We start from the raw sequence: 26,585 nt of genomic DNA on the forward strand, positions 1-26,585 counted from the left end.
GCGGCCCTGCGACCACCTCGAACAGTGCCTTCGACCGGGGCGGGCCCGATCCGGCGGCGCAGGTCCCGCAGCGCCTTCTCCGAAGGCGTGACCAGCACCAGGCCGGGCAGGTCCCGCAGCCCGGCCACGAGCTTGTCCCACACACGGGCGTACCCCAGATGCCCGTACAGGCCCAGCGCGAGAACGAAGTACATCCCGACCCGGCTGGGTAGATCACGCACCCGCTGCTGCACACGGCCGGTTTCCGTCAGCACGGCATCGACCAGCTCGAACGGCGCGTGCTGGGTCAGTTCACCCAGATGCCCGGGCGCGAACACCCCCTCGGCGACCGTGAGGGAACGCGTCAGACAGACCGTGGGACACTGAGCAGGCAACGGGACCTCTGGCAGCAGGCGGATCTTGGCGGATCTCCTACCTACCAGCGGTCCCGTTGCGCGTTCACCACCAGCACCACGACACGCCGACGTCCCTTGACAGCCACCAACCACGCCTAACTACGCGGCCTTGGGTCTACAACGGCCAGAGCCTCATCAGCCCATCCATGGCGTCCAAGCTGCTCAGCGAGTTCGCCGCGATGATCAAGACGAAGGACGACCGCCCCCAGCTCCCGACTCCGCGGCTGACCGACCGGGAGATGGAGGTCCTCCGGCTGGTGGCCAAGGGTCTGAACAACCGCGACATCGCCAAGCAGCTCTACATCAGCGAGAACACCGTCAAGAACCACATCCGCAACATCCTGGAGAAGCTGCAGCTGCACTCCCGAATGGAGGCCGTGGTCTACGCGGTTCGGGAGAAGCTGCTCGAAATCACCTGACAGGCTGCACACGCCCCGATGGCCTCTCGGGCATCGGGCTTGGCCTTCGGCGCCCGGAGGCGCCACGGCGCCTCCGGCGGCCGCTTCCGGTTCCCGGACGGCCCAGGGGACGCCTGCGGGCTGTTCAGACGGGCGGGTCTGTCGCCAGGCGTGAGCCGACCCAGCAGTCGTGCCGGGCGCCGTCGCCGAGAACGATGGCGTGGCGCAGGGTGCCGTCCAGGGTGAAGCCGAGCTTCTGGGCGACCCGCAGGGACCCGTGGTTACCCACCGCGGCCCGCCACTCGACCCGCTCCAGGCCGAGCGCCCCGAATCCCCAACGCAGCAACGCGGCGGCGGCGCGGGTCGTGACCCCCTGACCGCGCGCCTCGGGGACGCACCAGAAGGCGATCTCGGCGTCACCCTCGTCGGTCATGCTCTGCAGAGTGACGGAGGCCAGCAGCGCCTCCGTGGTGGCGTCGACGACCGCGAGCGGCGTGCTGGTGGCCGCGGCCCAGGCCGCCCTGGCCTGCCGGCCGACGAAGTCCTCGGCGTGCTCCCGCGTGTACGGCGCGGGGACCTGTGTCCACCGCTGGATCTCCAGGTCCTGGCAGGCGCTGAACATCGCGCCCGCGTCGGTCGTTCGCCAGGGGCGCAGATGGAGTGCTCCCGCCGTGATCTCGACCGGTTCCAGCGGCGGCCGGGCCGGGAGCGGCGCTGCCCCGTGTCGATCGGGCCTGATGTCGGGACGCATACCGTCACGATGCCAGCGTCTGGCGTGGCCGTGTCGAGCGGGCGCGTCGGCGTCGGGCGGGCAGGTTGATGCACGACTGGCCGTGGTGGTGCCGGGTGGGCGTGTTGTCCGTCGTCGGTGTGGCCGGCGGGCACCGGCGCCACCCCACAGACGTTGGACGTGTCGGTGGGAGAGGGCCGAACGCGGCTGTCCGGGCATGCCGACGTGTCCCGGTGAACCCACCGCGTCGCCGGTGGTTCGAGCTGGGGCCGTGGGCGACGATCGAGGGACTAGCATCGTGGTGTCGGTGAGTTCGCCGACATGCCTGCCGGAGGGGTTCCGCCGTGGTTCTAGACAAGATCTTGCGTGCCGGTGAGGGCCGGATTCTGCGCAAGCTCAAGGCGATCGCCGAGCAGGTGAACCTCATTGAGGACGACTTCACCGGGCTGACCGACGCCGAGCTGCGCGGGATGACCGACGAGTTCCGCCAGCGCCTGGCGAACGAGGACGAGACCCTCGACTCCCTGCTGCCCGAAGCGTTCGCGGTGGTGCGTGAGGCCGCCCGGCGGACGCTCGGCCAGCGTCACTTCGACGTCCAGATCATGGGCGGCGCGGCGCTGCACATGGGCAACATCGCCGAGATGAAGACCGGTGAGGGCAAGACCCTGGTCTCCACTCTGCCCGCCTACCTCAACGCGCTGGCGGGGGACGGCGTCCACATCGTCACGGTGAACGACTACCTGGCCCGGCGTGACGCGGAGAACATGGGCCGCGTTCACCGCTTCCTCGGCCTGACGGTCGGCGTCATCCACCCGCAGATGCCACCCGCGGCGCGTCGCCAGCAGTACCGGTGCGACATCACCTATGGCACCAACAACGAGTTCGGCTTCGACTACCTGCGCGACAACATGTCCTGGAGTGCGGACGAGCTGGTCCAGCGCGGTCACCACTTCGCGGTGGTCGACGAGGTCGACTCGATCCTCATCGACGAGGCCCGCACGCCGCTGATCATCAGTGGCCCCGCCGACAACCCGACCCGTTGGTACACCGAGTTCGCCCGCATCGCCCCGCTGCTGGAGCGGGACGTCGACTACGAGGTCGAGGAGGGCAAGCGTACGGTCGCGATCACCGAGGCCGGGGTCGAGAAGGTCGAGGACCAGCTCGGCATCGAGAACCTCTATGAGTCGGTGAACACCCCGCTCGTCGGCTACCTCAACAACTCGCTGAAGGCCAAAGAGCTTTACAAGGTGGACAAGGACTACATCGTCACCGATGGCGAGGTCCTCATCGTCGACGAGTTCACCGGCCGGGTTCTGCACGGTCGCCGCTACAGCGAGGGCATGCACCAGGCGATCGAGGCCAAGGAGAAGGTCGAGATCCGGCAGGAGAACCAGACCCTGGCGACGATCACTCTCCAGAACTACTTCCGGCTGTACGACAAACTGTCCGGGATGACCGGCACGGCCATGACCGAGGCCGCCGAGTTCCACCAGATCTACAAGCTCGGCGTGGTCCCCATTCCGACCAACAAGGCGATGGCCAGGGCGGACCAGCCGGACGTCGTCTACAAGACCGAGGTCGCCAAGTTCGACGCCGTCGTCGAGGACATCGCGGAGCGCCATGAGAAGGGGCAGCCGGTCCTCGTCGGCACGACCAGTGTCGAGAAGTCGGAGTACCTGTCCAAGCAGCTGACCAAGCGCGGTGTGAAGCACGAGGTGCTGAACGCCAAGCAGCACGAGCGTGAGGCCCACATCATCGCCGAGGCGGGGCGGCGGGGCGCTGTCACCGTGGCCACCAACATGGCCGGCCGAGGCACTGACATCATGCTCGGTGGCAACCCCGAGTTCATCGCGCAGGCGGAGCTCCGCCAGCGCGGTCTTTCTCCGGTCGAGACTCCCGACGACTACGAGGCCGCCTGGTCCGAGGCGCTGGAGAAAGCACGGGCCTCGGTCGCGGCCGAGCATGAGGCGGTCGTTGACGCCGGCGGTCTCTATGTTCTGGGTACGGAGCGTCACGAGTCCCGCCGTATCGACAACCAGCTGCGTGGTCGTGCCGGGCGCCAGGGTGACCGCGGCGAGTCCCGGTTCTACCTCTCGCTGGGCGACGACCTCATGCGGCTGTTCAACGCCGCCGCGGTCGAGGGCATCATGGACCGCCTCAACATCCCGGACGACGTGCCGATCGAATCGAAGATCGTCACCCGCGCGATTCGTTCCGCGCAGACCCAGGTCGAGGGCCAGAACTTCGAGATCCGCAAGAACGTTCTCAAGTACGACGAGGTCATGAACAAGCAGCGCACCGTGATCTACGAGGAGCGCCGCAAGGTTCTCGAGGGAGCCGACCTGCACGAGCAGGTTCGCCACTTCGTCGACGACACCATTGAGGGGTACGTCCGGGGTGCCACGGGCGAGGGCTACCCGGAGGAGTGGGACCTCGAGACGCTCTGGACCGGCCTCGGGCAGCTCTACCCGATCGGAGTGGACGCGCCGGGCACGGACGACCGCGAGGGGCTGACCTCCGACCTGCTTCTCGAAGATCTTCAGGCGGATGCCCAGGAAGCCTATGACCGCCGTGAGCTGGACCTCGGTGACAAGCCGGACGGCGAAGCGGTGATGCGCGAGCTGGAGCGCAGGGTGGTACTGGCGGTGCTCGACCGCAAGTGGCGCGAGCACCTGTACGAGATGGACTACCTGCAGGAGGGCATCGGCCTGCGGGCGATGGGTCAGCGCGACCCGGTCGTCGAGTACCAGCGCGAGGGCTTCGACATGTTCCAGACGATGATGGAGGGGATCAAGGAGGAGTCGGTCCGCCTCCTGTTCAACGTCGACGTCCAGGTTCCCGGTCGGGACGCGGAGGCCGCCGCGCCGGAGGCGCCAGCGGTCGCACCAGCCGCGCCGCAGCTTCCGCCTGCGCCCGATGCCAGTGGGGCGGGTGCCGCCGGTCGGGTTTCGCCGGTGCCACCGGCTGTTCCGGTGCCCACCCCGGCCCCGGTGCCGCCACCGGTCTTCGTCAAGGGCCTGGAACCCCGCCGTCCATCGGGAAACCTGCAGTACTCGGCGCCGAGCGTTGACGGTGACGCCACGCCCACCGTCACCGTCGACAGCGGAGCTGGGCTGACGAACGGTGCCGGCCGCGGTTCGGGCGCGGGCGGCGCGATGGGCCGCGGTGTCAGTGCAGGTGAGGGCGGCGCGGCGCGTACGGCGCGCAACGCGCCGTGCCCCTGTGGGTCGGGTCGAAAGTTCAAGCGTTGCCACGGTGACCCGGCACGGCGCAGCGACTGACCGCGGCGCTGCGACCGCAGAGCATGCCTGCGGTCCGCTGGCCGGCGTGTTCGCGACTCGGCATCGCCAGGGCTCGGCATTGCCAGGGCTCGGCAGAACCGGGGCTGCTCGGTTGAGCAACCCCGGTTCTGAACGGCCGGGGCGGGCCTGATCAGCCGAGCTGCAAGGTGGTCACCTGCCAGCGGTCCGCGCCGCGCTCCATTCGGAGTGCCAGCGCCCGCATGCGCTGGCCTCGACTGATCACGGCGCTGACCTCGGCGATGCCGGGCGTCGGCTCGCTGACCCGCACGCTGCGTACCTGGCTGGGCTGGCGGTTGGTGAGCGCCGCCGCGGTCCGTTGAAGGTCGTGCTGGAGGTCGGCGGTCGTCCATGGGGTGAGATGCGCCATCGGGCGCGCACCGGAGAGAACCTCGACGATCAGGCGGACGACGACGGCGGCGGTGCGCCGCGGGTCCGGTGCCTGCGGGTGCTGTGGGTGCCCGCTCGTCGCCGGGGCGAACGCCGCACGGCGCGGTGGGCTCTGCTCGCGCTGGCGGGACAGCGGCAAGGTCAGCTGCTCCGGCAGCAGCGGGCGGAGCGCTCCCCGCTCGGCGAGTCGATGTGCCCCGCTGGTGACCTCCCGAGGAGCTGTCGAGACGGCGCCGCCGGTGGCTCGTCCGGGTCGTGGCCGGTCGATCGAGCGGTGCCGGGCACCGGGAGCCGCCCCGGTGCCCGGGGCGATCTCGTCGTCGTAGGGCGGGTCGACAGAGCGCACGGGCAGCAGCCCGGGCACGGCGACCACGTGGGGACGCCGACGACGGGGCAGGGTCAGGGCGGTCGTCGCAGTCACGGCGGGCCTTTCACAGCGGTCGGGCGTTGGGCGGTCGGGTGTAGGCGGTCGGAAACGGTCGGCTCAGGACGCAGGTGGTGGGACGAGGCGCTGACCCGGCAGGATCAGATCTGGGTCAGGCCCGATCACATCGGCGTTCGCGGACCACCAGCGCGGCCACTCGGCGGCGATCTGTTCGGACGTCGCGCCCGGGCCGAGGTGGCGGGCGACGATGGACCAGAGACTGTCCCCCCGCAGCACGACGATCTCGGCTGATCCGCCCGCGCTGGACATCGGGTTCTGTGGCGGTGCGCCGGGTGCTGTCGCCGGCGTGCCGGTGCCCAGCGGTGCGGCCGGCACGACAGGATCAACGGTTGCTGCGGGCGGTCGGGTAGCGGTGTCCGGCTGGCTGGGCTGGCTGCTGGGACTGGACTGGCCTGCGGCGGGTCGGCTGGTGGCACTGGGCGGGCGGGTCGGGCTGGGTTGGCTCGTGGGGCCGGTGGTGTTGGTGGGGTTGGGCTGGCTGGTGGAGCCGGGCTGGCTGGTGGTGCCGGAGGCATCGGGCTGGCCAGGCGGGGGACCCGGCTTGCTGTTCGTGGGATGGCTGAGGCTGGGCCACCCCTGCTCCGAAGCAGGGGTGGTCGCCGTGGCCGCGGGCTGGCTGCCGGGGTCACGGGCGGTCAGCGCGGTCGACTGCGCCGGGGCCGCGGCTGTTCCCGCTGCCCGCACCGGAGTCAGTGGCACGATCAGGAGGTCGTCCGGAAGGACGTCTCCGACGGCGGCGCGCAGTTCGTCGGTACTGCCCGTCGACGTGCTGCCCGTGGACGTGCTGCCCGTGGACGTGCTCCCGAGCCCTGAGCCGTTCGGACCGGTGTTGTTCGGCCCCGTGTTGTCATGCCCGAGGAAGGGCCAGCTGTGCTCACTGGTCTGCGGCGAAGCGGTGCCTGTGCCGCCTGGCGCTGCGGACACCGACTGGGTGACGGCGGTCGCGTGCGCTGAACCGGTGGTGGTGGCGGCGGAGGCGGGGCTGGCGGCGACGAGTGGGCTGACGCTGGCGGCCACGAGTGTGACCCCGAGCCCGACCTCGACGATCCGGCGTACGGCCCTGGGCAGGACCCGACGGGCCAGGGCGGCGAAGACGCGGCCAGCGGCACCCGGCAGAGCGGCCAGTGCTCCGAGGACCACCCCCGCGCACAACCACAGCAGGCAGATCCAGGCGATGAGCCCCAGACAGTTGGCGAGGGCCAGCTCGGGTGTTCCGCGAAACCATGGCCAGACCTCGCCCGGCTTCGAGGGGAAGTCGGCCAACCGTGGACCGAGCAGGACCAGTACCGCGGCGATGCCGAGGGCGGCCGTCGCGCCGCCTACCCGAGCGGCGATGTCCCGTCTTGCCCCTGAGATCATGCTCTTCGTACCCGTCCGTCCGATGTGGATTCGGGTGCCTGACACGGACGATCTTCTTTGCGCTGGCCGTGAGTAGGCAGGGATGACGATCGCTGACCGTGCTGTAAAGCGCATTAGCTCGGGGTCAGGGAGCTGATGCGCGAACGGTGCAGTTTGGTTACGTTTGCTTGTGTAACCCGCGAGAGGGTGGATGTCAATCCGCTCTGCCGCGTTTACTCGTCTTGGTGACGGTTGATCGGTGAGGGCGGAGGTTGGCGCACGGATGCGCTGGGAAGATCTTTTTTCGGATCTCGAACTGCAGTGGGAGGCCGCGGAGGCGGCCGAGCTGGATGCGGAGATCGCGGACCGGACCCGCAGAGAGGCCGCCTATCTGCGCATGCTCGACCGGATGCGGCCGGCCATCGGCTCCGAGGTGCGCTGCCTACTGCGCGGCGGGCCCGGCCCGGGCCCGTTCGCCGTCAACGGCAGGCTCTCCGCGCTGGGTGTCGACTGGCTTCTGCTGAACGAGACGGGGTCGACCGAGCTGCTGGTGCCCCGAGCCTCGCTGCTCGCGGTCCGTGGGTTGACCGCGGTATCGGCTCAGCCGGGGCACGAGGGCCGCCTGGCCGCGCGCCTCGATCTACGGCATGTCGTGCGGGGTCTCGTGCGAGACCGGTCGGTCTGCGTGGTCACGCTGCTGGGAGGGGCCGCGCTGACCGGCACGCTGCTGCGCGTCGGCGCGGACTTCCTGGAACTCGCGGAACACCCGCTGGGGGAGTTCGCCCGCAGGGCGGAGATCCGCTCCGGCTGGACGATTCCCTTCGACGGGCTCGCCTTCATCCGCCGAAGCTGAGGGGCGCGAGCGCCAGAACGGCCGTGGCAGGCCAGGGGCGGGCCTGGTCAGTCGTCTGATCGGCCGCCGTGTCAGTCGTCGGGAACGGCCTCGTTGCGACTCATCGGATTGGCCGCGACGAAGGCCCGCGTCTGCTCGTAGGCGCGCTGGATGTAGGCCTCGAGCTCGGTGCGCTCAACCCGCCACTGGCCCCGCCCGCCGATCTTGATGGCCGGTAGCTCACCAGAGCGGACGAGTGCGTACGTCTGGCTGGCAGAGATGTTGAGGATCTCCGCCACATCGCTGAGCTGAAGGAAGCGGTCGTTCATCAACGCCCCCTCTCCGGTGACGGTCGGCGCGTCTTCCCTGTGTATCAGAGTTCCCGCATCGCATCGCGTTCGAATGCCTCGGCTTGTGGATAACTGCGCGCGATACCGCCTGATGGGCTGTTATCTGACAGTTGCCCGGGCAGTCGCTTCGAGGCCGACGACACGTCGGCGCTCCCCGGCGCCCTGTCGTCCATTCTGCGCCGAGCTCCCTCCGGGCAGATCCATCAGGCCAGGTCAGGCACGGTGGCGGCGGTCTGCGCACCCAGCAGCCTTATGCCCGTCCCGGCCGCTGCGCATCGTGAGGGGGTCGTCAGGCGTCATATGTCAGGAAGGTCGGATGAGGCGACGGCGGGCGGCGACGGTGACGACTCCATGCGGTATGGCCGAATAGAGGAGTTTGTGGTCGTCGACTACGTACGCTCTGCGACCGTAGGGTTCGTCCAGGCGTCCGCTGCTTCGGGCGGGTCCACCCCGCCCTGCGCCGGCTGTGTCCGGGGCGCGGCTCGACGCGGCTGGAGCAGCGAGGAGTGAGGAGGGCCCGGTGACCGAGCTGACCGTCGCGCCGGCGCGACCGGAACCGACCCCGCCAGTTCCGCCGTCGCCCGCGGCGCGAAGACTGGGCCGGCGCCGTTGGCGGGATTCGCGGCTGCTTGTCGGTGTGTTGCTGGTGCTCGTGTCCGTCGTGGCCGGCACCCGCCTGTTCACGGCGGCGGATCAGAGCAGGCAGTGGGTCGTCGCCGCCGCGGACCTCCCGGTGGGCCATCTCGTCGTCGAAGGCGACCTTCGAACGGTCAGCGCGCAGCTGGACCACGCCACGTCCGACCGGTACTACCCCGGAGATCGGCGCAGTGAGCTCGTCGGGGCCACGCTGGCGCGTCCGGTCAGCCGCGGGGAGCTGCTCAGCGGCGCCGATTTCGCCGGGGCCAGCGCCACGGCGACCAGGCTCGTGCCAGTGATCGTCAAGGCTGGCCGACTGCCGGCGCTCACCCCGGGCGATCATGTCGACGTCTTCGTCTACCAGCCGGATGCCGCACCGCCCTCCACCGATGCCGGTACGGGTTCTGGTTCGGGTGCAGGTTCGGGTTCCGGCGCTGGCTCCGGCTCGTCGGGCGGCGGCGCGGAGCAGCGGGCCGCGGCCAGTGGCGCGGGTGCCGAGATCCAGGTGCTGCACGACGTCGAGTTCGTCTCCGAAGACCGGCTGAGCGGCGGCGACCACTCCCTTGAGCTGAGGGTGCCGGTGGAGGACGCGATCCGCGCGGTCGCCGCGTCCCAGAGCGAACGGGTCGACGTGGTGAAGCTCGAACGTGATGCGCGGGGAGAGGTCGGGGTGCCCGGCCCGTCCGCGGTGCCGGGGTACGGGCGGTGAGCCTGCCGATTCTGACCGCGGTCACCGACTCGGTCGTGGAGGCCGGGCTCGTCTCGGCCTTCGACCGTCATGACCTGGGTGTCACCGTTGTGCGTCGCTGCGTCGACCTTCCCGACCTGCTCGCCGCCGCGACGACCGGCGCGGCGCGGGCCGCGCTGCTCTCCGCCGACCTGAGGCGGTTGGACAGGGAGGCACTGGCCCGGCTGGCAATGTCCGGCGTCGCCGTCGTCGGCCTGATTGCGCCCGGTGACGAGGACGCGGATCGTCGGCTGCGTCAGCTCGGCGTCGTCGCTGTGATCACTGCGGACGCCACTGCCGAGGTGGTCGCGACCGCGGTGGTCGAGGCCACCCGGGCGTTGACGGACCTGGCCGGTCCGCCGGCGCTTCCCGCGGCCTTCAGCGAGCCGCTCGCCGGCCTGCGACCGCTCGGGCCGGGATCCTCCGTCGGTGGCGTCGGCAGCGTCGCCGGTCTCGGTGGCATCGACGGCGTCGAGGCGACCGGCGAGCTCACGCAGGGCCGAGTGATCGCGGTGTGGGGTCCCGTCGGTTCTCCGGGGCGGACGACGATCGCGCTGGGCCTGGCGGCCGAGCTCGCCGGGCTCGGCCGCCCCACTCTTCTCATCGACGCGGATTCGTACGGCGGTTCCATCGGTCAGCATGTAGGCCTGCTGGAGGAGGCGCCCGGCCTCGCCGCCGCTGCGCGCTCGGCAAACCAGGGCCTGCTGGACGTCCCCCGGCTCGCCATGCTTTGCCGGGACCTCGGCGGCGGTCTGCGCGTGCTGCCGGGGATCTCCCGGCCGTCGCGCTGGCCCGAGCTTCGGCCCACCTCGGTGGAGACGGTCATCGCGCTGTCCCGCCGGCTCACCTCGTTCGTGGTCGTCGACTGTGGCTTCTGCCTGGAAACGGACGAGGAGCTTTCCTTCGACACCACGGCGCCACGGCGTAACGGCGCGACGCTTGCGGTCCTCGAGGCGGCGGACACCGTGCTCGCGGTCGCGTCCGCCGAGCCGGTCGGTCTGGTGCGGTTCGTCCGGGGGCTCGCGGAGCTGCGCGAGGTCGTCCCACACGCCGACCCGCTGATCGTGGTCAACAAGCTGCGCGGCTCGGTGGTCGGCGGGGATCCGCGCCGCGAGGTGTCGCGTGCGATGGTCCGGCACACCGGGCGTGAGCCCGTGGCGCTGGTTCCCCATGATCTCGCCGGTCTGGACGCGGCGGCGGCCTCCGGCCAGCTCCTGCGCGACATCGCACCGGCCTCACCGGCTCGGCTCGCGGTTCGGGACCTTGCCGCGGCGCTGGCCGGTGCCGCGGCCACCTCACGACGGCGGCGCTCGACACTGCGCCGGGCGCAACGCTGATCGCCGCTGATCTGCCTGCCATCCCGGCCATCCCGGCCCTCTCGGCCCTCTCGGCCCTCTCGGCCCTCTCGGCCCTCTCGGCCATCCCGGCTGGCGCCGAGTCCGGCGCCGAGGTCCGTCACGGGCGTCTGCCATCGCGGCCGAGTCCAGTCGTTCCGGACTGCCCATACCTGATATGGCGATTCAAATCGCGTGATTTGGGGCTCAGCGCGGACAAATTCCACGGCCGCTGATCGGATCGTTGTGACATTCGTCGGGCGGGCGCCGGCCGTCGGTGACCCCAATGGTTACAGGGAGCGATTCAGGGGCATCGAATCGTCGAGCGGTTATCCGCGAGCAGTGGCGAAGTCCTGGCTATGAGCGACAGGGAGGTCGAACATCGCGTCCCGTGGTGAGCACTACGCCGCGGCCCGTGTTAACCAGGTCCGGCTGGGTGGCGGACTCACCGCTATCTGCATCATTCGCCTGTCGGATGGTGAATCGTCGCTTTCGGGGACGTTAAGTTAGTGTGTGCGTGAGGCGTCATCGCGCAGGTCAGCGTGCTGACGGAACACGTCGATCGCTCGGTCGAGACGACAGGGGGTGTGTCGGATGAGCCGGGAGTACGCGAAGGCCGTGGGTTCTCGCCTACGGGCAATCCGGATCCAGCAGGGGTTGTCTCTGCAGGGCGTAGAACAGAAGTCGCGTGGTCGGTGGAAGACCGCCGCGGTCGGCTCCTATGAACGCGGTGATCGGATGATCAGCGTCCATCAGCTGTCGGAGCTCGCCGGCTTCTACGGCGTTCCGGTCTCCGCGCTGTTGCCAAACGAGGACCAGCTGCCACCGCGGGAACGCAGGCCGCGCACGGTGCTCAATCTCGAGAAGCTCGCCGCGGCGCCGCCGGACTCGTCTGCCCTGGTGCGGAGATGGGTCGCGCAGATTCAGCGGCAGCGTGACGACTACGCCGGTCACGTGCTGTCCATCCGCGACGGTGACGTTCGGGCGCTGGCGCTCCTACACGACACGACCCCCCAGGAGTTCGCCGAGAGGCTACGTTCGTGGGGAGTGCTCGAGACCAGCTTCCCCGAGGAACATGAGCCGCACGAGCCGCCGGAGTAGGAGCAGGGCCGGCATTTCTGTCGGGTCGGGCCGGTTGTAGCCAGCAGGCGCGGGCGGCCCGCGAGGGAGCGGCGACATCGGTGTCACATGCACACCCGGACCCGTGTGGTGGCCGAACGCACCGCGCCGGGAGGTGACGCAATGCCGAGGAAGCGGGCTTCGCACAGGGGACTCGTGCTCGGTGCGGGCGGTGTGCTCGGATCCGCCTGGATGATCGGCGCGTTGCGCGCGATCGAGACGGAGCAGGGCATCGACGTCCGGGACCATGATGTCGTCGTCGGAACGTCGGCGGGATCGGTCATCGCCGCGCTGCTCGGTCTCGGAGTCGGCGCGGACGTGATGGTGAACTCGGAGCGGGGGATCTTCGAGCCGGGCTATCCGGTGCTGGACTACCGCGACCTCGGTGCCTCGCTGCCACCCCGGCCGCGGATGCGGATGGGGTCGCCGCGGCTGCTGACCGCGACTGCGCTTCATCCCCGCCAGGCTTCGCCGATGGTGGCGCTGGCGGCCCTGCTTCCGCAGGGGCGCGGGCAGATCGCGGCGATCGGCGACCTGGTCTCCGCGGCGGTGGCGCGCCTCGACGAGCCGCTCGATCCGCTCTCGGCGAAGCGTTCGGCGTCCGTCCCGCCCGGTGCCCGGCGCGGACGGACACTGACGGCCCTCAAGCCGAACGGCTGGCCACGCAGCCCAGGGCTGCGCGTCGTGGCGATGGACTTCGACACCGGCGGCCGGGTGCTGTTCGGCTCCGAAAGCGCTCCGCCGGCCCCGCTGCCAGAGGCGGTGATGGCGTCCTGCGCGATTCCCGGCTGGTACGCGCCGATCAGAATCGCCGGCCGCCGGTTCGTCGACGGCGGGACCCGCTCGCCTGCTTCCCTCGACCTCCTCGCGGACTCCGACCTGGACGAGGTGACGGTGCTCGCGCCCGCCTGCTCGTTCGAATGTGACCGCCCGCGCGGCGCCGTCGCGCTCGTCGAGCGGCAGATGCGCCGGGCCGCGACCCGCCGGCTGGCCCGCGAGATCGAACTCGTCCAGGCCGCGGGCATCCGGGTGACGGTGCTCTGCCCTGGGCCAGAGGATCTTGAGGTCATCGGCGGCAACATGATGGACCTGACCCGGCGCGCGGAGGTGTTCGAGACGTCGCTGCGTACGTCGACGCAGGCCCTGCGGGCGCTGCAGGAGGTGCCGGTACGTCCGGCGCGGGCCGCCGCCGCGGCCGGTGCCGCCGCGAGCGCGGGTGCGACCGGCCCGCGTCGAACGGGCGCTACCGGTCCGCGTGGCACGGGCGCTGCCGGCTCACGCGGCACGGGTGCGACCGGTCCGCGTGGTACGGGTGCGACCGGCCCACACGCAGCGGGTGGTACCGGCGGTGGTGCCGGTGCCACCGGCCCACGGAGGTCGGAGAAGTCACTGGAGAAGTCACTGGATCAGCCGGGCCGGGGCGCCCGGGCCACGACCGGCGGTGCGGCTGGCGGCGGTGTGGAGGACCAGAACGCGGACCTCGGTCTGGTCGGCTGACGCGGGGTTGCCACACTGACCCCATGCGCGTCTACCTTCCCTCCACGCTCACGGCCGCCCGAGCGGTGCTGCGGGATCGGACGGTGCCGGCCGGCACCGCGTTCGCGGTCACTCCGGCGCTGCGGGAGTGGTACAGCCAGTCCGACACCGAGGAGATGGAGTTCGCGGCGCTGCAGAACGCGGCACGGGCATGCCTGCGCCTGCTGGACGCTGACCCTGACGCCCCGCCGCGGCGGTTCGTGTTCGCCGCCGATGTGGAGGAAAAGGGCGTCCGGGTCCGCGACGACCTGGAGCGGGGCGCGGTGGAGGTGCTCGGGCCCGTCCCGCTGGCCTCCGTCCGCGCCGTCCACACAGACGATCCGGCGGACGACGAGGCGCAGGCCGCCGTGCGTGCGGCTGTCGACGCCGTGCTCGAGGCTGATCTCGGCAGCGATGACGCCGCCTTCGTCGTCGACGGTGCCGAGGGCTTCGAGCTCCTGTGGTTCGCCACCCAGGAGCTCGCCGACCTCCTCTGAGTGGTGGCAGTCACGTCCAGCCCTGGCGGCGCGTAGCGGCGCCCCGTTCGCACGGGTCCGCCCCGTTCACGGGGGTCCGCCCCGTTCGCACGGGCCCGTGCTGCCCGGTCGCACTGCTGATGAGCTGTGGCGGTGTGATCCGTCGTGTTTCCCCTGTCCTGTCAGCGCCGACACGCTGACAGCCGATCGACAGCGGTCGTTGTCGTCACTTGCTGATTGATTGTCCTTTTGCTTGACCATGTCCGGCGGATGTAGCTTCTCGACGTCGCCAGGTGATCTTCGGTGCCGCGCGATGTAACGGTCGTGTCGTCTCGACGTTGCTTTTGACGCCCCGCGGCGGGCATCGGTCGATGCTCCGAATAGTGTTGTTGCGGAACTGGTTGCTCCCTCATGGCTCACCTTGTGTGGGTGTGCCGACGGGTCCGGCTGTGGCTGGCTCGCGGCGTGCTCCACGGCTTCGCGGGGGTTGTCGTCGGTTCTCCATCGTGTGTTCCTTGGCCTCGGTAAATCTGTGGCGTGACGTAGGAGGCTGGTGAACCGTGCTCTATCTCGCCGGGCAGATTCTGGTCTTCGTCCTCGTGGCGATGCTGATCGGCGCGGGTCTGGCCTGGCTCTTCCTCGTCGCGCCGCTGCGGCGGCAGGCGCGCCTCGCGGTGCTGTCGGCCACCGGCGGTCCGGAGGCGGGCTCGGTCTCCGCCCAGGGCACGACGGCCGCGAAGCATCCGCCGGCCGTGGGCGAGCGCGTGGTCGCGGCAGAGGGCGCAGCCGACTCCCAGGATCACGAGCAGCCGGCGCGTCCGAGCAGTCCGAGCGTTGCCCGGCCGGGTACGTCTGGCGTGTCTGTAACGTCTGGCGAGCCTGGCGCGGTCCCGGAGCGTGACACGGTCGTGCCCCAGGAGACTGAGGTGGCGGCCCGGGCGGTGGAGCCCAGGGGCGCCGCCGGAGACATCGAGGCACTTCTCGGCCGCCTGCGGGAGCAGGAGGAGAGGTGGTCCGCGGAGAAGGCGGAGCTGGTCACCCGGCTGGGCGCGGCCGAGCGTCAGGCCGTCGAATCCGAGCGGCGGGTTGCGGTCGCCGAGCAGCAGGTCGCCGATGCGCGGGCCCGCATCGGCGAGATCGAGTCAGCTCTGCGGGCGGCACCCGTCGACGTCGACGTCGACGCGGCGAGTGCGCCAACAGTCGTCCAGCCCGTGTCACCGGCAGTTCTGACGGTTCCTGGCATTCCTGCGCGTTCGGCTGATCCGGTCGAAGCCGAGTCCGGGTTCGATTCCGTCGCGGATCTGGCCCGCGAGACGGCCGAGCTGCGTGAGCAGCTCCAGGAGGCCGAGGCGCGTGCGGCCAAGTTCTCCTCGAGGCTTGCCATGGTCCGCACCGAGGCGGAGGACGCCCAGCGGAAGGTGGCCACGATGAGCACACGCCTGGACCGCCACCAGGCGGAATGGGCGGCTGAACGGATCAAGCTGCTCGCTCGTATCGCGGAGGCGGAGGAGGCGCGGGTATCGATGGCGCTGCCGCCGGCCGACGAGTTCGCCGGCTATCAGGAGGAGCTCCCCCTGGCCGTCGATCCGCAGCCCAGCGCCGGGCCGGCGAGTTCCGCCCAGCCGGTGCCGGCGGCTGGTCCGATCGAGGGCGACGAAGGCCACGAGCAGCAGAACTCGTCCCCGGGCGGGTGGCCCCAGGGCGAGCAGGCCCACGACCTGCCGTTCGATGACGTGTTGTCCACAGACGAAGCGCCGTCGGACGACGTGCCGTCGAACGCCGGGGCCTTCGACGCCGGCCCGCTGCTGTGCGCCATCGCAGGCTCCCGTGAGGAGGATCTGGAGCTGATCGGTGCGGCGCTTGTCGGGGCAGCCACGTCCGCTGCGATGAACGAGCACCATGATCGAGCGAGCATGGATGCCGACAGATCAGATTCAGCTGATGGAATGCCTGTGTCCGTGGCCGTCGTGCCGTCCTGGGGCGGGCCCGCCGAACCCGTCCCGTCATCCGACAATCTGAAGGAGATCGTCGGAGTCGGGCCGGTGGTCGAGTCCCGGCTGCGGGTACTGGGGATCACCACCTTCCGCCAGCTTGCAGAGATGGGCGACACCGAAGTCGACCGGCTCGCGAAGATGCTGGATGGTTTCGGCGGCCGGATCATCTCCGACGACTGGGTCGGCCAGGCCCGTGATCTTCAGGCTCGGCACCACAGCGGTCTCGCCTGACGGTGCCGCCGTCGCGAGCCGCAGGCCTGTCGCAGGTCGGCTACGTCGCAGACCGAGCTGTCGAAGGTCGGAGCCGTCAAAGACCGGAGATGAGGCCCTCGATCTCCGCCTCGACGATGCGTCGATCGGTCACGTCGGCGTAGATCCACACATGGCCGTGGTAGCCGTTGGGTCCCGCGAGCGGAATGTGACTGCGTTCGAAGACCCTTCCGTCCGCGAACATCACTGTCTCGCGCCGCATGGTCCGTCGGCGCCGCAGCAGGGTGTCCAGCCGGCTCGCGAAGCCCGCCGGATCCTCGACCAGGCCGGGCAGCGGGCGGAGCTGCGCGCGACAGTCCGTGCCCACCAGATCGACCGGAGACTCCGCGAGTTCGAACAGATCGCAGTAGGTCTGGTTCACAGCGACGACCCTGGCGTCCGCATCGGCGACCAGCACCGCTGACGGCAGCTCGGCCATCAGCGCGGTCAGCCAGCGTTCGCGTTCATGGCATGCATCCGAGAGACGACGTATTTCGGCGAACGCGCAGTCGCAGCTGCCGTGCCCGGAGCCGCTCGCCGGTCCCGGAGCCGTCGGGCCGCCGAAGGACAGTGACGACCCACGGCGCGGTCCGAAGGGGCCGGTCGGCCCTGAGGCCAGCGGGTACGAACCGCCCACCGGCCCGGAGCGGCTGGTGCGGTGATGCGCACTTCCCAGATCGCCGTGTGGGGTGACCGCCGCCCGCCATTCCGCGCCCGGAGGGAGCGCGCCGCCGCGCAGCGGTCCTGCACCGGGCCCAGGCGCCGGTGGACGAAGCCCGCCCGTACCGGCAGAAAAGTTTCCGGTGCCGTCGCCGGCCGATTCCGGACCCGGTGCGGTTCGTCCCGTGGCACGCGCCCGGGTCGGGCCGGCAAGCGGCTCCGTCCCGGGATGATCACCGAGGGAAGCCTGCTCGACGTGAGTCTCACCGAACGGGATGTCGTTGAACGGAACCTCCTCAGCTCCGGCTTCGTCGAACGGCGTCTCGGTGAAGGACCGCTCGGCGAATGGCCGCTCGCTGAAGGGCCGGCCTGGGTGCTCCGCGGGCTCGACGGCTGGCGGATCGACCTCGCCCGCGGAGGGCCGCCGAGGAGGCGGAACCGTCCAGCCCGGACCCGCCGGCTCCTCGGCGTCGCCGGGGAGGAGCCAAAGGTCGTCGGTGGCCAGATCGAACCGGTCGAGTTCCTCCCGGAGCAGCTCGACGGTGTCCAACGGCAGGTCGTCTGGTCCGCCACCGCCGTCGGCAGCGTGGTCATCGTCCGTGGGCTCGGACGCGGCGACCGCTCGATCATCGGCCGTGGTCTCGCCGGGCCACTCGATCTGGGTGCTGCCACGGCCGCCCGCAGGCTGGTCGACTGCCGGCTCGGCGGCGTCTGGGCCCAGCAACTCGGCGGACCACAGCGAAGGGTCGAGGCTGCCCAGCTCCAGATCGCCCAGGTCCAGATCGCCCAGCTCGAGGTTGCCCAGCTCGAGGTCGAACCCGAGCCTCTGGCCGGGCCTTGCCCCTGGGTTCGGGTCCGGTAGCTCGGCATCCGCCTCGCCGCGGTCCGGTACCGCGGTCAGCGTGCCGGCAAAACGGCGATGTCCGTTCTCGCCCACGACCGCGGCCGCGCGCAGGATCGCCGGCCGCGCCGTCCCGTCCGGCGCAAGCAGCCGGACCGGGATTGAGAGCTCGTCACCCTCGGTTACCAGGAGGCGCCACTGTCTGGTCACGGTGCGTACATCCTCGGGATGCACGGCGCGTTCCCAGCCGCGCCCCACCGCCTTGTCGCGAGGGACTCCGGTCAGCACGGACCAGTGTCGGTTCACGAAAACATGCCGACCTGAGACGTCGGCGGTGAACACACCGACCGGACAGTTGTCGACAATTCGTCGGAATACATCCCATGCGGTCGCGAACACATCGGACGGCTCGGCACCGTGGTAGGTGTTCATCACTGTCCCCGGGTGAGTGTCGGTCGGCGTGCTCCGAACGCTGCCGCTTTCCGCGGCGACGCTGGGGCAGCCGTGCCCGGTGGGCGTTCGGTGGTACGGGTCAATGGCTGACCGGGCACGTGAATGACCCCCGAGGCAGGCTTCGGCGGCGGTCGGCGACGTGCGGGGCGGTGTGGGGGAAGTACCGCCGGTCGGCGCGGACCGTGCGTTGTCGGTTTCGAGTGCGGTGGCGCGGCGTTCCAGTTCGGTGGAGTGGCGAGTTTCGGTACTCCGGTGTGTGGGCGTGCTGGCTTTCTGGCCGCCGGCAGATTACCGCTCCAGCGCCTTGATCCCGGCGTATACGGCCGGCGTTTCGGTGCCGATCTGTCGACCCGTTGCCGGGGCGGATGGCAAACCCGTCCGACCGTGCGGGTGCGGCACCACAACTCGGGCAAACGTGCACATGGAGATCGTTGCCAGGTTGGGATGGTGGTTACGGAAAGTAATCGGCAAGGTGGGATCTGGTCGGATCGCGCGCGGTGGGTGGCCGCTGGTGGTCGACCCGGCGCCAAGGGGCGCCGGAGGTTGTGCGAACGTTGTTGCTTGAGTACCTGCTTGGAAGGGTTGATAGGGAGTGACCGACTTTCTACGCTTCGTGGCAGGTCTTTCGAAGTGTGTGCGGCAGGTTGCGTCGATGGCGGCGAGGAGCGGCGATTCTCCGTGGCGGCGGTACGCGGGAACTGGATGGATGCGACCTCTCACGTGGAAGGAGAGGTCCGTGAACTGATACGTCGTCGATCACTCGACCCGGTCCGGGAACCCGCGCACATTCGCCAGCTCGTCGACGACGTTGTCGCCGACTACGAAGAGCGTGCTCTCACCAGTGACCTTCCTCCGGTGGTGGACCGGGATGCCACCGCCCGTTCGGTCTATGACGCCGTCGCCGGTTTCGGCCCGCTGCAGCGGCATCTCGACGATCCGACGGTGGAGGAGATCTGGATCAACGAGCCCGGCCGGGTGTTTGTCGCCCGGCACGGCCGCAGCGAGCTGACCACCGTGATTCTCACCCATGACCAGGTCCAGGACCTGGTGGAACGCATGTTGAAGTCATCCGGGCGCCGGGTCGACCTGTCCACCCCGTTTGTCGACGCGATGCTTCCCGACGGATCCCGCCTGCATGTGGTCATCCCGGACGTCACCCGGGTGCACTGGTCCGTCAACATCCGCAAGTTCGTCCTGTCCGCGTCCGGCCTGGACGAGCTCGTCGCGCTCGGGACGATCACGCCGCACGCGGCGCTGTTTCTGGAAGCGGCGGTGATCTCCGGGCTGAACGTCATCGTCGCCGGCGGCACCCAGGCCGGGAAAACGACGCTGCTCAACTGCCTGGGCTCCGCGATCCCCGCCCGCGAGCGGGTGATCAGCGTCGAGGAGGTCTTCGAGCTGCGACTGCGCGCGCCCGACTGGGTCGCCATGCAGACCCGGCAGGCGAACCTGGAGGGCACCGGTGAGATCCGCCTGCGGCGGCTCATCAAGGAGGCGCTGCGGATGCGCCCCGACCGGATCCTCGTCGGCGAGGTGCGTCAGGAAGAGGCCCTCGACCTGCTCATCGCGCTCAACTCCGGGCTGCCCGGCATGTGCAGCCTGCACGCCAACTCGGCCCGCGAGGCCGTGACCAAGCTTTGTACCCTCCCGCTGCTGGCCGGGGAGAACGTCACGCACGCCTTCGTGGTGCCCACCGTCGCCTCCAGCGTCGACATCGTCGTCCACCTGGCCAAGGAGGCGGACGGACGTCGCCGGGTCACCGAGATCGTCGCGCTGCCGGGCCGGGCCGAGGGCGACATCGTCGAGGTCGCCCAGATCTTCCAGACCCACGGCTCGATGCTGCTGCGGGCTGACGGTTACCCGCCCCACCCCGAGCGGTTCCTGCGCGCCGGCTACGACCTGGCCGCGCTGCTCGCCGCACCCGGCCACGAGCGCGGCTACCCGCACCCACACCAGAACCAGCAGCACCCGTACCAGCAGAATCCCTACCCGCACCACCCGCAGATCGCGGTTGAGCGCTGATGGGCATGTTCATCGGCCTGCTCTTCGGCCTAGGCCTGTTCCTGATCGTGATGAGCGGGCGTCCCCGTGCCAGGGAGCAGCGAGCCGAGCCCACCTGGTCCCGCAACCTGCGCGAGACGCTCGTCCAGGCGGGCATCCGCGGTGTGAGCCCCCAGCAGTTCGTCCTGATCAGCGCCGCGCTGGGGCTGGTCGTCGGCCTGGTCGTACTGGCCTTCTCCGGGACGTTCTCCCTTGCCGGCGCGTTCGGGGTGTTCGCCTCGCTGCTGCCCCGTCAGCTTGTGCTGCGCCGCCGCCGGGGCCGCATGCACGACCTGCGTGAGGTGTGGCCGGACGTCGTCGACAACCTCGCCAGTGCCGTGCGGGCCGGTCTGTCGCTGCCAGAAGCGCTCGCGGCGGTGGGCGTGCGCGGCCCGGTGGCGCTGCGCCCCGCCTTCACCCGCTTCGGCGAGGACTATCGGGCGACCGGTTCCTTCTCGACCTGCCTCGACCGGCTCGCCGACGAGCTGGCCGACCCTGTCGCGGACCGCATCATCGAGTCGTTGCGGATGGCCCGTGAGGTCGGCGGCACCGACCTGGGCCGCCTGCTGCGCACCCTGTCGACCTTCCTGCGCGAGGACGCCCGCACCCGCGCGGAGCTGGAGACCCGCCAGACCTGGACGGTCAACGCCGCCCGGCTCGCGATGGCGGCCCCCTGGATCGTCCTGCTGCTGCTCGCCAGCCGCGGCGAGAACGTGCGGGCCTACGACAGCCCGACCGGGGTGGCCGTGCTCGCCGGTGGTGCCGGCGTGTCCGTCCTGGCCTATCTGATCATGAAGCGGATCGGGCGGCTGCCCGAGGAGGAACGGGTGCTTCGGCCATGAGCACTGCGGCGACAGGCGCGTTGGTGGGGCTCCTCTTCGGCGTCGGCCTGGTCATCGTGATCTTCCGATCACCGCCCGCCCGCAAGGTGCGCCTCGCCGACCGGATGGATCCCTACCTGCGGGACACACCGTCCCCGTCCAGGCTGCTCTCGGACGCACCCGAGGCCGGCGCGGCCGCCGGTCGCCGGGCCACCGACTCCACCTCGACCTCCTCCGCCACCGCCTCGGGGCCGGGGTCGGCCTCAGCCGGGTCAGGCGCGCGGTTCGCCGCGGGTTCCCGGCGCGGAGCGCACGGCCGGCGCGCGGCCGGTGCCGAGACGCGGATCCTGGTCGGGCTGGGCACGGTGGAGGCGCTGCTACGCCCGTTCATCGCGGACGCCGCCGGGCGCCTCGACCGCTTCCTCGGCGGCCGGACCGCGCTCACCCGCCGACTCGTCCAGGCCGGTGGCCGGACCACCATCGAGGAGTTCCGGGTCCAGCAGGTGATCACCGCGGTGGTCGGTGCTCTGCTCGGGGCCTCGGTGCTGGCGCTGCGCACCCTGCTCGGCATCGGCCCACCCGCGCTCGTCGGTGTCGCGCTCGTCGTCGCCGGAACGGCCGGCGGCATCCTGGCCAGGGACTGGTGGCTCACCCGCGCGATCCGGGAGCGCGAGGACCGGATGCTCATGGAGTTCCCCACCGTCGCCGAGCTGCTGGCGCTCGCCGTCACAGCCGGGGAGTCCGCGATCGGCGCGCTGGAACGGGTCAGCCGCCTCACCCGCGGCGAGCTCGGCACCGAACTGCGGCTCGCCCTCGCCGACGCCCGTGCCGGCGCCACCCTCGTCCAGGCCCTCGAAGGCATCGCCGCCCGCACCTCGCTGCCGCCGCTCACCAGGTTCGTCGACGGCATGGCGGTGGCGATCGAGCGCGGCACACCGCTGGCGGACGTCCTGCGGGCACAGGCAGTGGACGTCCGTGAGGCGGGCAAGCGCCAGCTGCTGGAAGCCGGCGGGCGCAAGGAGATCGCGATGATGATCCCGGTCGTCTTCCTGATCCTCCCGACCACGGTGATCTTCGCGTTCTACCCGGCGCTCGTCAGCTTCACGGTGATCGCGCAGTGACGTTTCCCGGTGCCATCCGGCACCGGGCGGTGCCGAACCGATGGCACCGATTGATCGGATCCTGGGAGGGGACATGAGAAGGATCAGAGGCAACACCGGCGACGAAGTCGACCGCACAGCAGGCAACACGGACGGCGACACGGACGGCGACACGGCCTGCCTCGCTGGCCGTACGGCGCGCCAGCGAGTCGGTGCCGCCGTGTCGCGAGCGGCGGCTCACTGGGAGTCGCGGCGCGCCCGGCTGGCGGCGGCCGGTGCCGACCGCGGCGACGTGCCCGGCTGGGTGATGGTCACGGTGATGACTGCCGCGCTGGTCGTCGCCATCGCCACCCTGGCGACGCCGGCCCTGCAGACCCTCTTCACTTCGGCCATCGAACAGGTGACCGGCATCGGCGGGAACTGATCGACCGCCCTCGCACCGGCCGTGCCCGGGCGAATCCGGAGGCTCCTGCCTGGCGCCAGGAGCCCACAGCCGGATGACATCCATACCGCCGGCCCCGCCGGCCCCGCTGGCCCTGCCGGCCCTGCCGGCCAGACCAGGCCTGCGGACGGCGGTTCGGCGATCGTCGAGTTCGTCCTGGTCGGGACGCTGCTGCTGATCCTCATCCTGGGCGTCATCCAGGTCGGGCTCGTCCTGCACGTGCGCAACACCCTCGCGGCGGACGCGGCGGAAGGCGCCCGGCACGCCGCGAACCTCGACGTGCCGGCGATCGAGGGCGGCAGCTACGCGCAACGACTCATCGCCGAGTCGCTGCCCGGCCGCTCCGACGCCGTCTGCACCGGCCAGGAGGAGGACGGGCCGGGTGACATTCCGCTGGTGCGGGTCACCTGCACGGTGGTCGTGCCACTCAGCCTCGTCCCGCTCGGTGACGGCGTGACCGTGACTGTGACCGGCCACGCGCTGAAGGAGACCCCTTGAGGCCCTCGATCCGCAGCCGGCGCTCTGGACGAGTCCGCAGCCGCCGTGCTGGCGGACGTCCGCACCTGTCGCGGTGGCGCCTGCCGCGGTGGCGGCGCCCGGTCGAGGCGGACCGCGGCTCGGCGATGATCGAGTTCATCGGGCTGTCCCTGGTGCTGCTGATTCCCTTCGTCTACCTGTTCCTGGCCGTCTTCGCCGTCCAACGCGCCGCGTTCGGGGTGACTCAGGCTGCCCGCGAGGCAGGCCGCGCCTACGCCACCGCCCCCAATGAGACAGCCGGCCTCGAACGCGCCCGACTCGCGGCCCAGCTCGCCTTCACCGACCAGGGCATCCACACCGCACCGGAGATCAGGTTCGCCCCGCAAGGAGCCGACTGCGGCGCGGGCAACCCGGGCGACGGCGCCGCCACCCTGGAACCGGGCGCTCGCTTTGTCATCTGCGTGCGCGCCCTCGTCCCCCTGCCCGGCGTCGGTGCCATCGCCGGCGGTCTCGCCGACGTCACCGTCAACGGCCAGTTCACCGTGGTCGTCGACGCCTACCGGGCCGACCGATCAAGCGCCTGACCTGCGAGTTTGCTGGGTCGATGATGTGAAGTCCCGTGGCATAGCGCTTGGAGGAGCGATAACTGGTGCTGACTCGGCCAGCGGTGCTGGCCGCCGGCCATCGCCACGGTTCCGTGCTGGCGGACGAGCGTGCCCGCGAGGCGCCCGCAGCATGAGCCTGGCTGATCGTTTCTAAGATCGAGTCCAAGGGGTCGGCGGCCGGTGATCGGCAGGAAAGCGAGCGCCTCTTGGAGGTTGCGCTCGGCGATCCTTCTCATGAGGGCGCGGTCGGGGAAGTCGCCGTCGAGGAGCCGCAAGGGCCCGGCGACGAGAGACAGGCGCATCGCCAGTGTGTGGAACGTCAGACGCTGCTCGTCGAGGTCGCTTTGGCCCAGCCACCGGTAATGCTCACCGAAGCGCAGGTGCAGGAGCGCGTGCTCCCACTCGACGTCGAAGAACATCAGTCCCTCGATATCGATGAGGACCGGCTGCCCGTGCTGGTCCACCAGCACGTGGTCCGGCCCGAGCTCGCCGTGGATGAGCCCGTACTGTGAGCGTGGGCGCACCGCCGCGGCCAGCGTGCGAACCACTGTCTCCAGATGTTCGTGGAAACGTGTGATCCGCGGGTCGCGAGAGGCGGCCTCGGTGAGGTCGTCGAGCGCGCGGCCCAGGACGACCTGCTCGCAGGTGCTGCCCTCGGAGGAGCTGCCCTTTTCGATCAGGGCGACCTTGCCGAAGTGTGGACATTGGTGTCGCTGCATCGCGGAGGCCTCGAAGAGTTCGATGCCGCAGGCGGGTGCGAAGGGGTCCGTGTGGTCGGCAGGTGGGGTGACCCAGTAGTTCTCGGCATCGTCCCAGCTGTAGACGATCACGGTGGTGTCATCGTCGAAGGTGAGGCGGTACACCCCCTTCTTGCTTCCACCTCGGAGCCGCGAGATGCCTACGAGACGATGTTCGGTGCCCAGGGCTGTATGCGCGATGCCTTCCAGATGATCTCGTGTGACGGCCCTGTGTACCACGCCCATGACCTGCCTTCCCATATGGCTTGGATAGGCGGGAAACCCCGTAGTACCAGTGCTTCGCCGGCCGAGCGTGGTCATCGCGATGAGGTGCCGAGCAGCGGATAGTCAGGCGATCTGGCGGAGATCGTTTCCGTAGTCGAAGATGATCCGGAGGCGGGCGCCGAGTGCCCGGGCGTACCGGCTCAGCGTCGCGACCTCGTTCGCGTCGAGGTCGCCGTTCTCGATCTGGCTCACCCGGCCCGGGGAGACACCCATCAGCTCGGCCACCTCGCGCTGGGTCAGTCCAAGCCGCTTGCGTTCCTCGGCCAGGTGGAACGCGCTGATCCAGGCCTCGGTGCGCCCGCGCTCGGCTGCGAGCGCCTCGTCGTCGCCGTCGTGCTGTTCGGCGCGGATGTCGTCCCAGTCGTGGAACTCGGTCATGAGCTCTCCCGCCGTTTCCTCTCGAAGGCCAGCCAATCGCCGTAGGCAGTCTCTGCCATGGGGATCGCTGTCCTGTACCACCGCGCCCAGTCGCCGGCCTTGTTGCCGGCGACCAGCAGCACTGCTTGTGACCACGGGTCGAAGACGAAGATCACACGGATTGCGACGTCCCGGCCCGATCTCGGCCGCAGCTCTTTGAGGTTCTTGATCGTCGATCCTTGCAGGGTGTCGACGAGGGGACGTCCAAGTCCGGGGCCGATCTCTGCGAGCATGTCGATCGCGATGTTGACCGATCGGTAGGTGGCCGGGTCCGACTGGCGGAGTACGTATAACCACTCCCGCACCTCGGACGTGACCTTGATCCTCCATCGTTGGGGCGGCTCCGTCGACACGGATCGACTATAGCTTGGCCTATACATCAACTCCATGTAGACGGAAGGTTCCGCGGAGGGCTGCGCTGGCGGTCGAGTGGACAATCGAGCCGACGGGCGGCCATGGGTGCAGGCGGACACCAGTGGACGAAATCTCTACCGCGGATGTCGCGGACAGCCGGGTCGAGGGTCTGGCGAGGCTCGCGGGCGCGCTGCGGAGTGATGCCCGTCGGTGCCGCGCATGGCCGATCGGGCGCTGATCTCGACGGGCGAGGCCGTGCCGAAAGAAGATCTTTTGCATCACGGTGAACTGGCGCGCTTTCGCTCACGCGGGATCAGGGTCTTTGCAGGTGAGCACAGCGCTAACCCGGAAAGAATGGCCAGTTCACCGTGGTCATCGATGCTTACCGGGCTGACCGGTCAGGTGCCCGGTAGGGGATTTCCTGGCTGGTTTCCGGAGAAGAGAGCTGACGCTGCGGTACCGGCAACGGCTTGAACGGCGGAAACCGGCGGATACCGAGTCGTATCGAACTGCGCGAGAGGCACGCAAGCAGGGCTTGCTCCACTGGGAACGTGCCGAGAATGTGCTCCACTGGCAGCGCCATCAACGCCCGATCTCTGTCGAGACCCTGTGCAGCCGAATTCACGTCGGCGCCGATCCGCACGGGCACCGGGGGATGCGCTCAGTGTGAGTCTGACCGGGCCTCTGGCGGGGCACGGCGGTTACGCGGTTTCGAGCGCGTCCTCGGTGACGAGGCGTTCGCGTCGTCGCTTCCCCCACTCCCCCAGAGGGCGGAGGGCCTCGTTGAGCGAGGTGCCGTGCTCGGTGAGGGAGTACTCGACCCGGGGCGGGACCTCGCGATACACCTCGCGGTGCACCAGGCCGTCCTCCTCCATCTCGCGCAGGTGCTGGATGAGCATCTTCTCGCTGACGCCGGGGAGGCCGCGCCGCAGCTCTCCGAACCGCCGGGTTCCGTGGTTGTTCAGCTCCCAGAGGATCAGCGACTTCCATTTTCCCGACACCACGTCCATACCGGCATCGATGCCGCAGACGTAGGGGCCGCGCCTCGCGCTCGTCGTCATCAGACCTCCACCTCTTCTCGGCTGGACACTTACTTTCAGGTGAGTATTGAACAAAATTGTAGGTA

The 26,585-nt window shown here is 70.1% G+C and carries 22 protein-coding genes and 3 pseudogenes; 15 read left to right on the plus strand and 10 right to left on the minus strand.

All coding sequences use genetic code 11. The features are described from left to right. Window positions 1-374: pseudogene (locus tag FREUN1FDRAFT_RS17760) on the minus strand (transposase domain-containing protein); the annotation flags it as partial. A gap of 134 nt (window positions 375-508) precedes the next feature. Between FREUN1FDRAFT_RS17760 and FREUN1FDRAFT_RS17765 the strand changes: the two are divergent. Next, a pseudogene (locus tag FREUN1FDRAFT_RS17765) lies at window positions 509-814 on the plus strand (helix-turn-helix transcriptional regulator); the annotation flags it as partial. A 124-nt stretch (window positions 815-938) separates the two neighbouring features. Here FREUN1FDRAFT_RS17765 and FREUN1FDRAFT_RS17770 read toward each other — a convergent pair. Next, window positions 939-1,544 (minus strand): GNAT family N-acetyltransferase, encoded by a 606-nt coding sequence (locus tag FREUN1FDRAFT_RS17770; RefSeq protein WP_006541509.1) that lies wholly within the window; start codon window positions 1,542-1,544, stop codon window positions 939-941. 323 nt (window positions 1,545-1,867) lie between these two features. On the opposite strand from FREUN1FDRAFT_RS17770, the gene secA reads away from it, so the two are divergent. Beyond that, complete coding sequence (gene secA / locus FREUN1FDRAFT_RS17775; RefSeq protein ID WP_006541510.1) at window positions 1,868-4,804, plus strand: preprotein translocase subunit SecA; 2,937 nt, start codon at window positions 1,868-1,870, stop codon at window positions 4,802-4,804. Between the two features lie 151 nt (window positions 4,805-4,955). Here secA and FREUN1FDRAFT_RS17780 read toward each other — a convergent pair whose 3' ends face one another. Further along, complete coding sequence (locus FREUN1FDRAFT_RS17780) at window positions 4,956-5,633, minus strand: Rv3235 family protein (protein WP_006541511.1); 678 nt, start codon at window positions 5,631-5,633, stop codon at window positions 4,956-4,958. Between the two features lie 63 nt (window positions 5,634-5,696). After that, window positions 5,697-7,061, minus strand: coding sequence for a LysM peptidoglycan-binding domain-containing protein (locus FREUN1FDRAFT_RS17785; RefSeq protein ID WP_232295256.1), 1,365 nt, complete (start codon window positions 7,059-7,061; stop codon window positions 5,697-5,699). A 217-nt stretch (window positions 7,062-7,278) separates the two neighbouring features. On the opposite strand from FREUN1FDRAFT_RS17785, the gene FREUN1FDRAFT_RS17790 reads away from it, so the two are divergent. Further along, a complete protein-coding gene (locus FREUN1FDRAFT_RS17790; RefSeq protein WP_006541513.1) occupies window positions 7,279-7,848 on the plus strand; it encodes a hypothetical protein in 570 nt (189 codons plus the stop codon). Between the two features lie 71 nt (window positions 7,849-7,919). On the opposite strand, the gene FREUN1FDRAFT_RS17795 is transcribed toward FREUN1FDRAFT_RS17790, so the two are convergent. Continuing rightward, a complete protein-coding gene (locus FREUN1FDRAFT_RS17795) occupies window positions 7,920-8,156 on the minus strand; it encodes a helix-turn-helix domain-containing protein (protein WP_006541514.1) in 237 nt (78 codons plus the stop codon). Between the two features lie 541 nt (window positions 8,157-8,697). Between FREUN1FDRAFT_RS17795 and FREUN1FDRAFT_RS17800 the strand changes: the two genes are divergently transcribed. The 6 genes from FREUN1FDRAFT_RS17800 to FREUN1FDRAFT_RS17825 all read left to right on the plus strand — a co-directional run bounded on the left by FREUN1FDRAFT_RS17800 (window position 8,698) and on the right by FREUN1FDRAFT_RS17825 (window position 16,209). After that, a complete protein-coding gene (locus tag FREUN1FDRAFT_RS17800; RefSeq protein ID WP_006541515.1) occupies window positions 8,698-9,522 on the plus strand; it encodes an SAF domain-containing protein in 825 nt (274 codons plus the stop codon). After that, window positions 9,519-10,877: a chromosome partitioning protein gene (locus FREUN1FDRAFT_RS17805; protein WP_006541516.1), complete on the plus strand. Its 1,359-nt coding sequence runs from the start codon at window positions 9,519-9,521 to the stop codon at window positions 10,875-10,877. The genes FREUN1FDRAFT_RS17800 and FREUN1FDRAFT_RS17805 overlap by 4 nt, the downstream gene beginning before the upstream one ends. A 591-nt stretch (window positions 10,878-11,468) precedes the next feature. Then, window positions 11,469-11,975, plus strand: coding sequence for a transcriptional regulator (locus FREUN1FDRAFT_RS17810; protein WP_006541517.1), 507 nt, complete (start codon window positions 11,469-11,471; stop codon window positions 11,973-11,975). Between the two features lie 141 nt (window positions 11,976-12,116). Further along, entirely contained in the window at window positions 12,117-13,490 is a 1,374-nt protein-coding gene (locus FREUN1FDRAFT_RS17815; RefSeq protein WP_006541518.1) for a patatin-like phospholipase family protein, read from the plus strand. 23 nt (window positions 13,491-13,513) lie between these two features. Further along, a complete protein-coding gene (locus tag FREUN1FDRAFT_RS17820; protein ID WP_006541519.1) occupies window positions 13,514-14,005 on the plus strand; it encodes a hypothetical protein in 492 nt (163 codons plus the stop codon). A gap of 539 nt (window positions 14,006-14,544) precedes the next feature. Continuing rightward, window positions 14,545-16,209, plus strand: a complete 1,665-nt coding sequence (locus FREUN1FDRAFT_RS17825; RefSeq protein ID WP_006541520.1) for a hypothetical protein — start codon at window positions 14,545-14,547, stop codon at window positions 16,207-16,209. A 76-nt stretch (window positions 16,210-16,285) separates the two neighbouring features. Here FREUN1FDRAFT_RS17825 and FREUN1FDRAFT_RS17830 read toward each other — a convergent pair whose 3' ends face one another. Further along, on the minus strand, window positions 16,286-18,160 hold the full coding sequence (locus FREUN1FDRAFT_RS17830; RefSeq protein ID WP_006541521.1) for a PAS domain-containing protein: 1,875 nt from the start codon (window positions 18,158-18,160) through the stop codon (window positions 16,286-16,288). Between the two features lie 723 nt (window positions 18,161-18,883). Between FREUN1FDRAFT_RS17830 and FREUN1FDRAFT_RS17835 the strand changes: the two genes are divergently transcribed. The 6 genes from FREUN1FDRAFT_RS17835 to FREUN1FDRAFT_RS17860 all read left to right on the plus strand — a co-directional run bounded on the left by FREUN1FDRAFT_RS17835 (window position 18,884) and on the right by FREUN1FDRAFT_RS17860 (window position 23,645). Then, complete coding sequence (locus tag FREUN1FDRAFT_RS17835; protein WP_050795911.1) at window positions 18,884-20,203, plus strand: CpaF family protein; 1,320 nt, start codon at window positions 18,884-18,886, stop codon at window positions 20,201-20,203. After that, window positions 20,203-21,063 carry a type II secretion system F family protein gene (locus tag FREUN1FDRAFT_RS17840; protein WP_006541523.1) on the plus strand — a complete coding sequence of 287 codons (861 nt, stop codon included), beginning with the start codon at window positions 20,203-20,205 and terminating at the stop codon, window positions 21,061-21,063. Before FREUN1FDRAFT_RS17835 ends, FREUN1FDRAFT_RS17840 begins: the two co-directional genes overlap by 1 nt. Continuing rightward, window positions 21,060-22,163 carry a type II secretion system F family protein gene (locus FREUN1FDRAFT_RS17845; RefSeq protein WP_006541524.1) on the plus strand — a complete coding sequence of 368 codons (1,104 nt, stop codon included), beginning with the start codon at window positions 21,060-21,062 and terminating at the stop codon, window positions 22,161-22,163. Before FREUN1FDRAFT_RS17840 ends, FREUN1FDRAFT_RS17845 begins: the two co-directional genes overlap by 4 nt. A gap of 199 nt (window positions 22,164-22,362) precedes the next feature. After that, window positions 22,363-22,566: a hypothetical protein gene (locus tag FREUN1FDRAFT_RS17850; RefSeq protein ID WP_035952092.1), complete on the plus strand. Its 204-nt coding sequence runs from the start codon at window positions 22,363-22,365 to the stop codon at window positions 22,564-22,566. A gap of 21 nt (window positions 22,567-22,587) precedes the next feature. Further along, entirely contained in the window at window positions 22,588-23,082 is a 495-nt protein-coding gene (locus tag FREUN1FDRAFT_RS17855) for a TadE/TadG family type IV pilus assembly protein (RefSeq protein WP_006541526.1), read from the plus strand. 125 nt (window positions 23,083-23,207) lie between these two features. Further along, on the plus strand, window positions 23,208-23,645 hold the full coding sequence (locus FREUN1FDRAFT_RS17860; protein ID WP_006541527.1) for a hypothetical protein: 438 nt from the start codon (window positions 23,208-23,210) through the stop codon (window positions 23,643-23,645). A 206-nt stretch (window positions 23,646-23,851) separates the two neighbouring features. Here FREUN1FDRAFT_RS17860 and FREUN1FDRAFT_RS17865 read toward each other — a convergent pair. The 4 genes and pseudogenes from FREUN1FDRAFT_RS17865 to FREUN1FDRAFT_RS17880 all read right to left on the minus strand — a co-directional run. Continuing rightward, window positions 23,852-24,649, minus strand: a pseudogene (locus tag FREUN1FDRAFT_RS17865) (phosphotransferase); the annotation flags it as partial. Window positions 24,650-24,751: 102 nt separating this feature from the next. Further along, complete coding sequence (locus FREUN1FDRAFT_RS17870) at window positions 24,752-25,066, minus strand: transcriptional regulator (protein ID WP_006541529.1); 315 nt, start codon at window positions 25,064-25,066, stop codon at window positions 24,752-24,754. After that, window positions 25,063-25,458 carry a type II toxin-antitoxin system RelE/ParE family toxin gene (locus FREUN1FDRAFT_RS17875; protein ID WP_157474938.1) on the minus strand — a complete coding sequence of 132 codons (396 nt, stop codon included), beginning with the start codon at window positions 25,456-25,458 and terminating at the stop codon, window positions 25,063-25,065. Before FREUN1FDRAFT_RS17875 ends, FREUN1FDRAFT_RS17870 begins: the two co-directional genes overlap by 4 nt. A gap of 702 nt (window positions 25,459-26,160) precedes the next feature. Continuing rightward, window positions 26,161-26,520, minus strand: a complete 360-nt coding sequence (locus FREUN1FDRAFT_RS17880; RefSeq protein ID WP_006541531.1) for a helix-turn-helix domain-containing protein — start codon at window positions 26,518-26,520, stop codon at window positions 26,161-26,163. Between the last annotated feature and the right edge of the window lie 65 nt (window positions 26,521-26,585).

Origin of the sequence: Parafrankia sp. EUN1f (assembly GCF_000177675.1) — a bacterium.
In the GTDB taxonomy this organism is placed as follows: Bacteria; Actinomycetota; Actinomycetes; order Frankiales; family Frankiaceae; genus Parafrankia.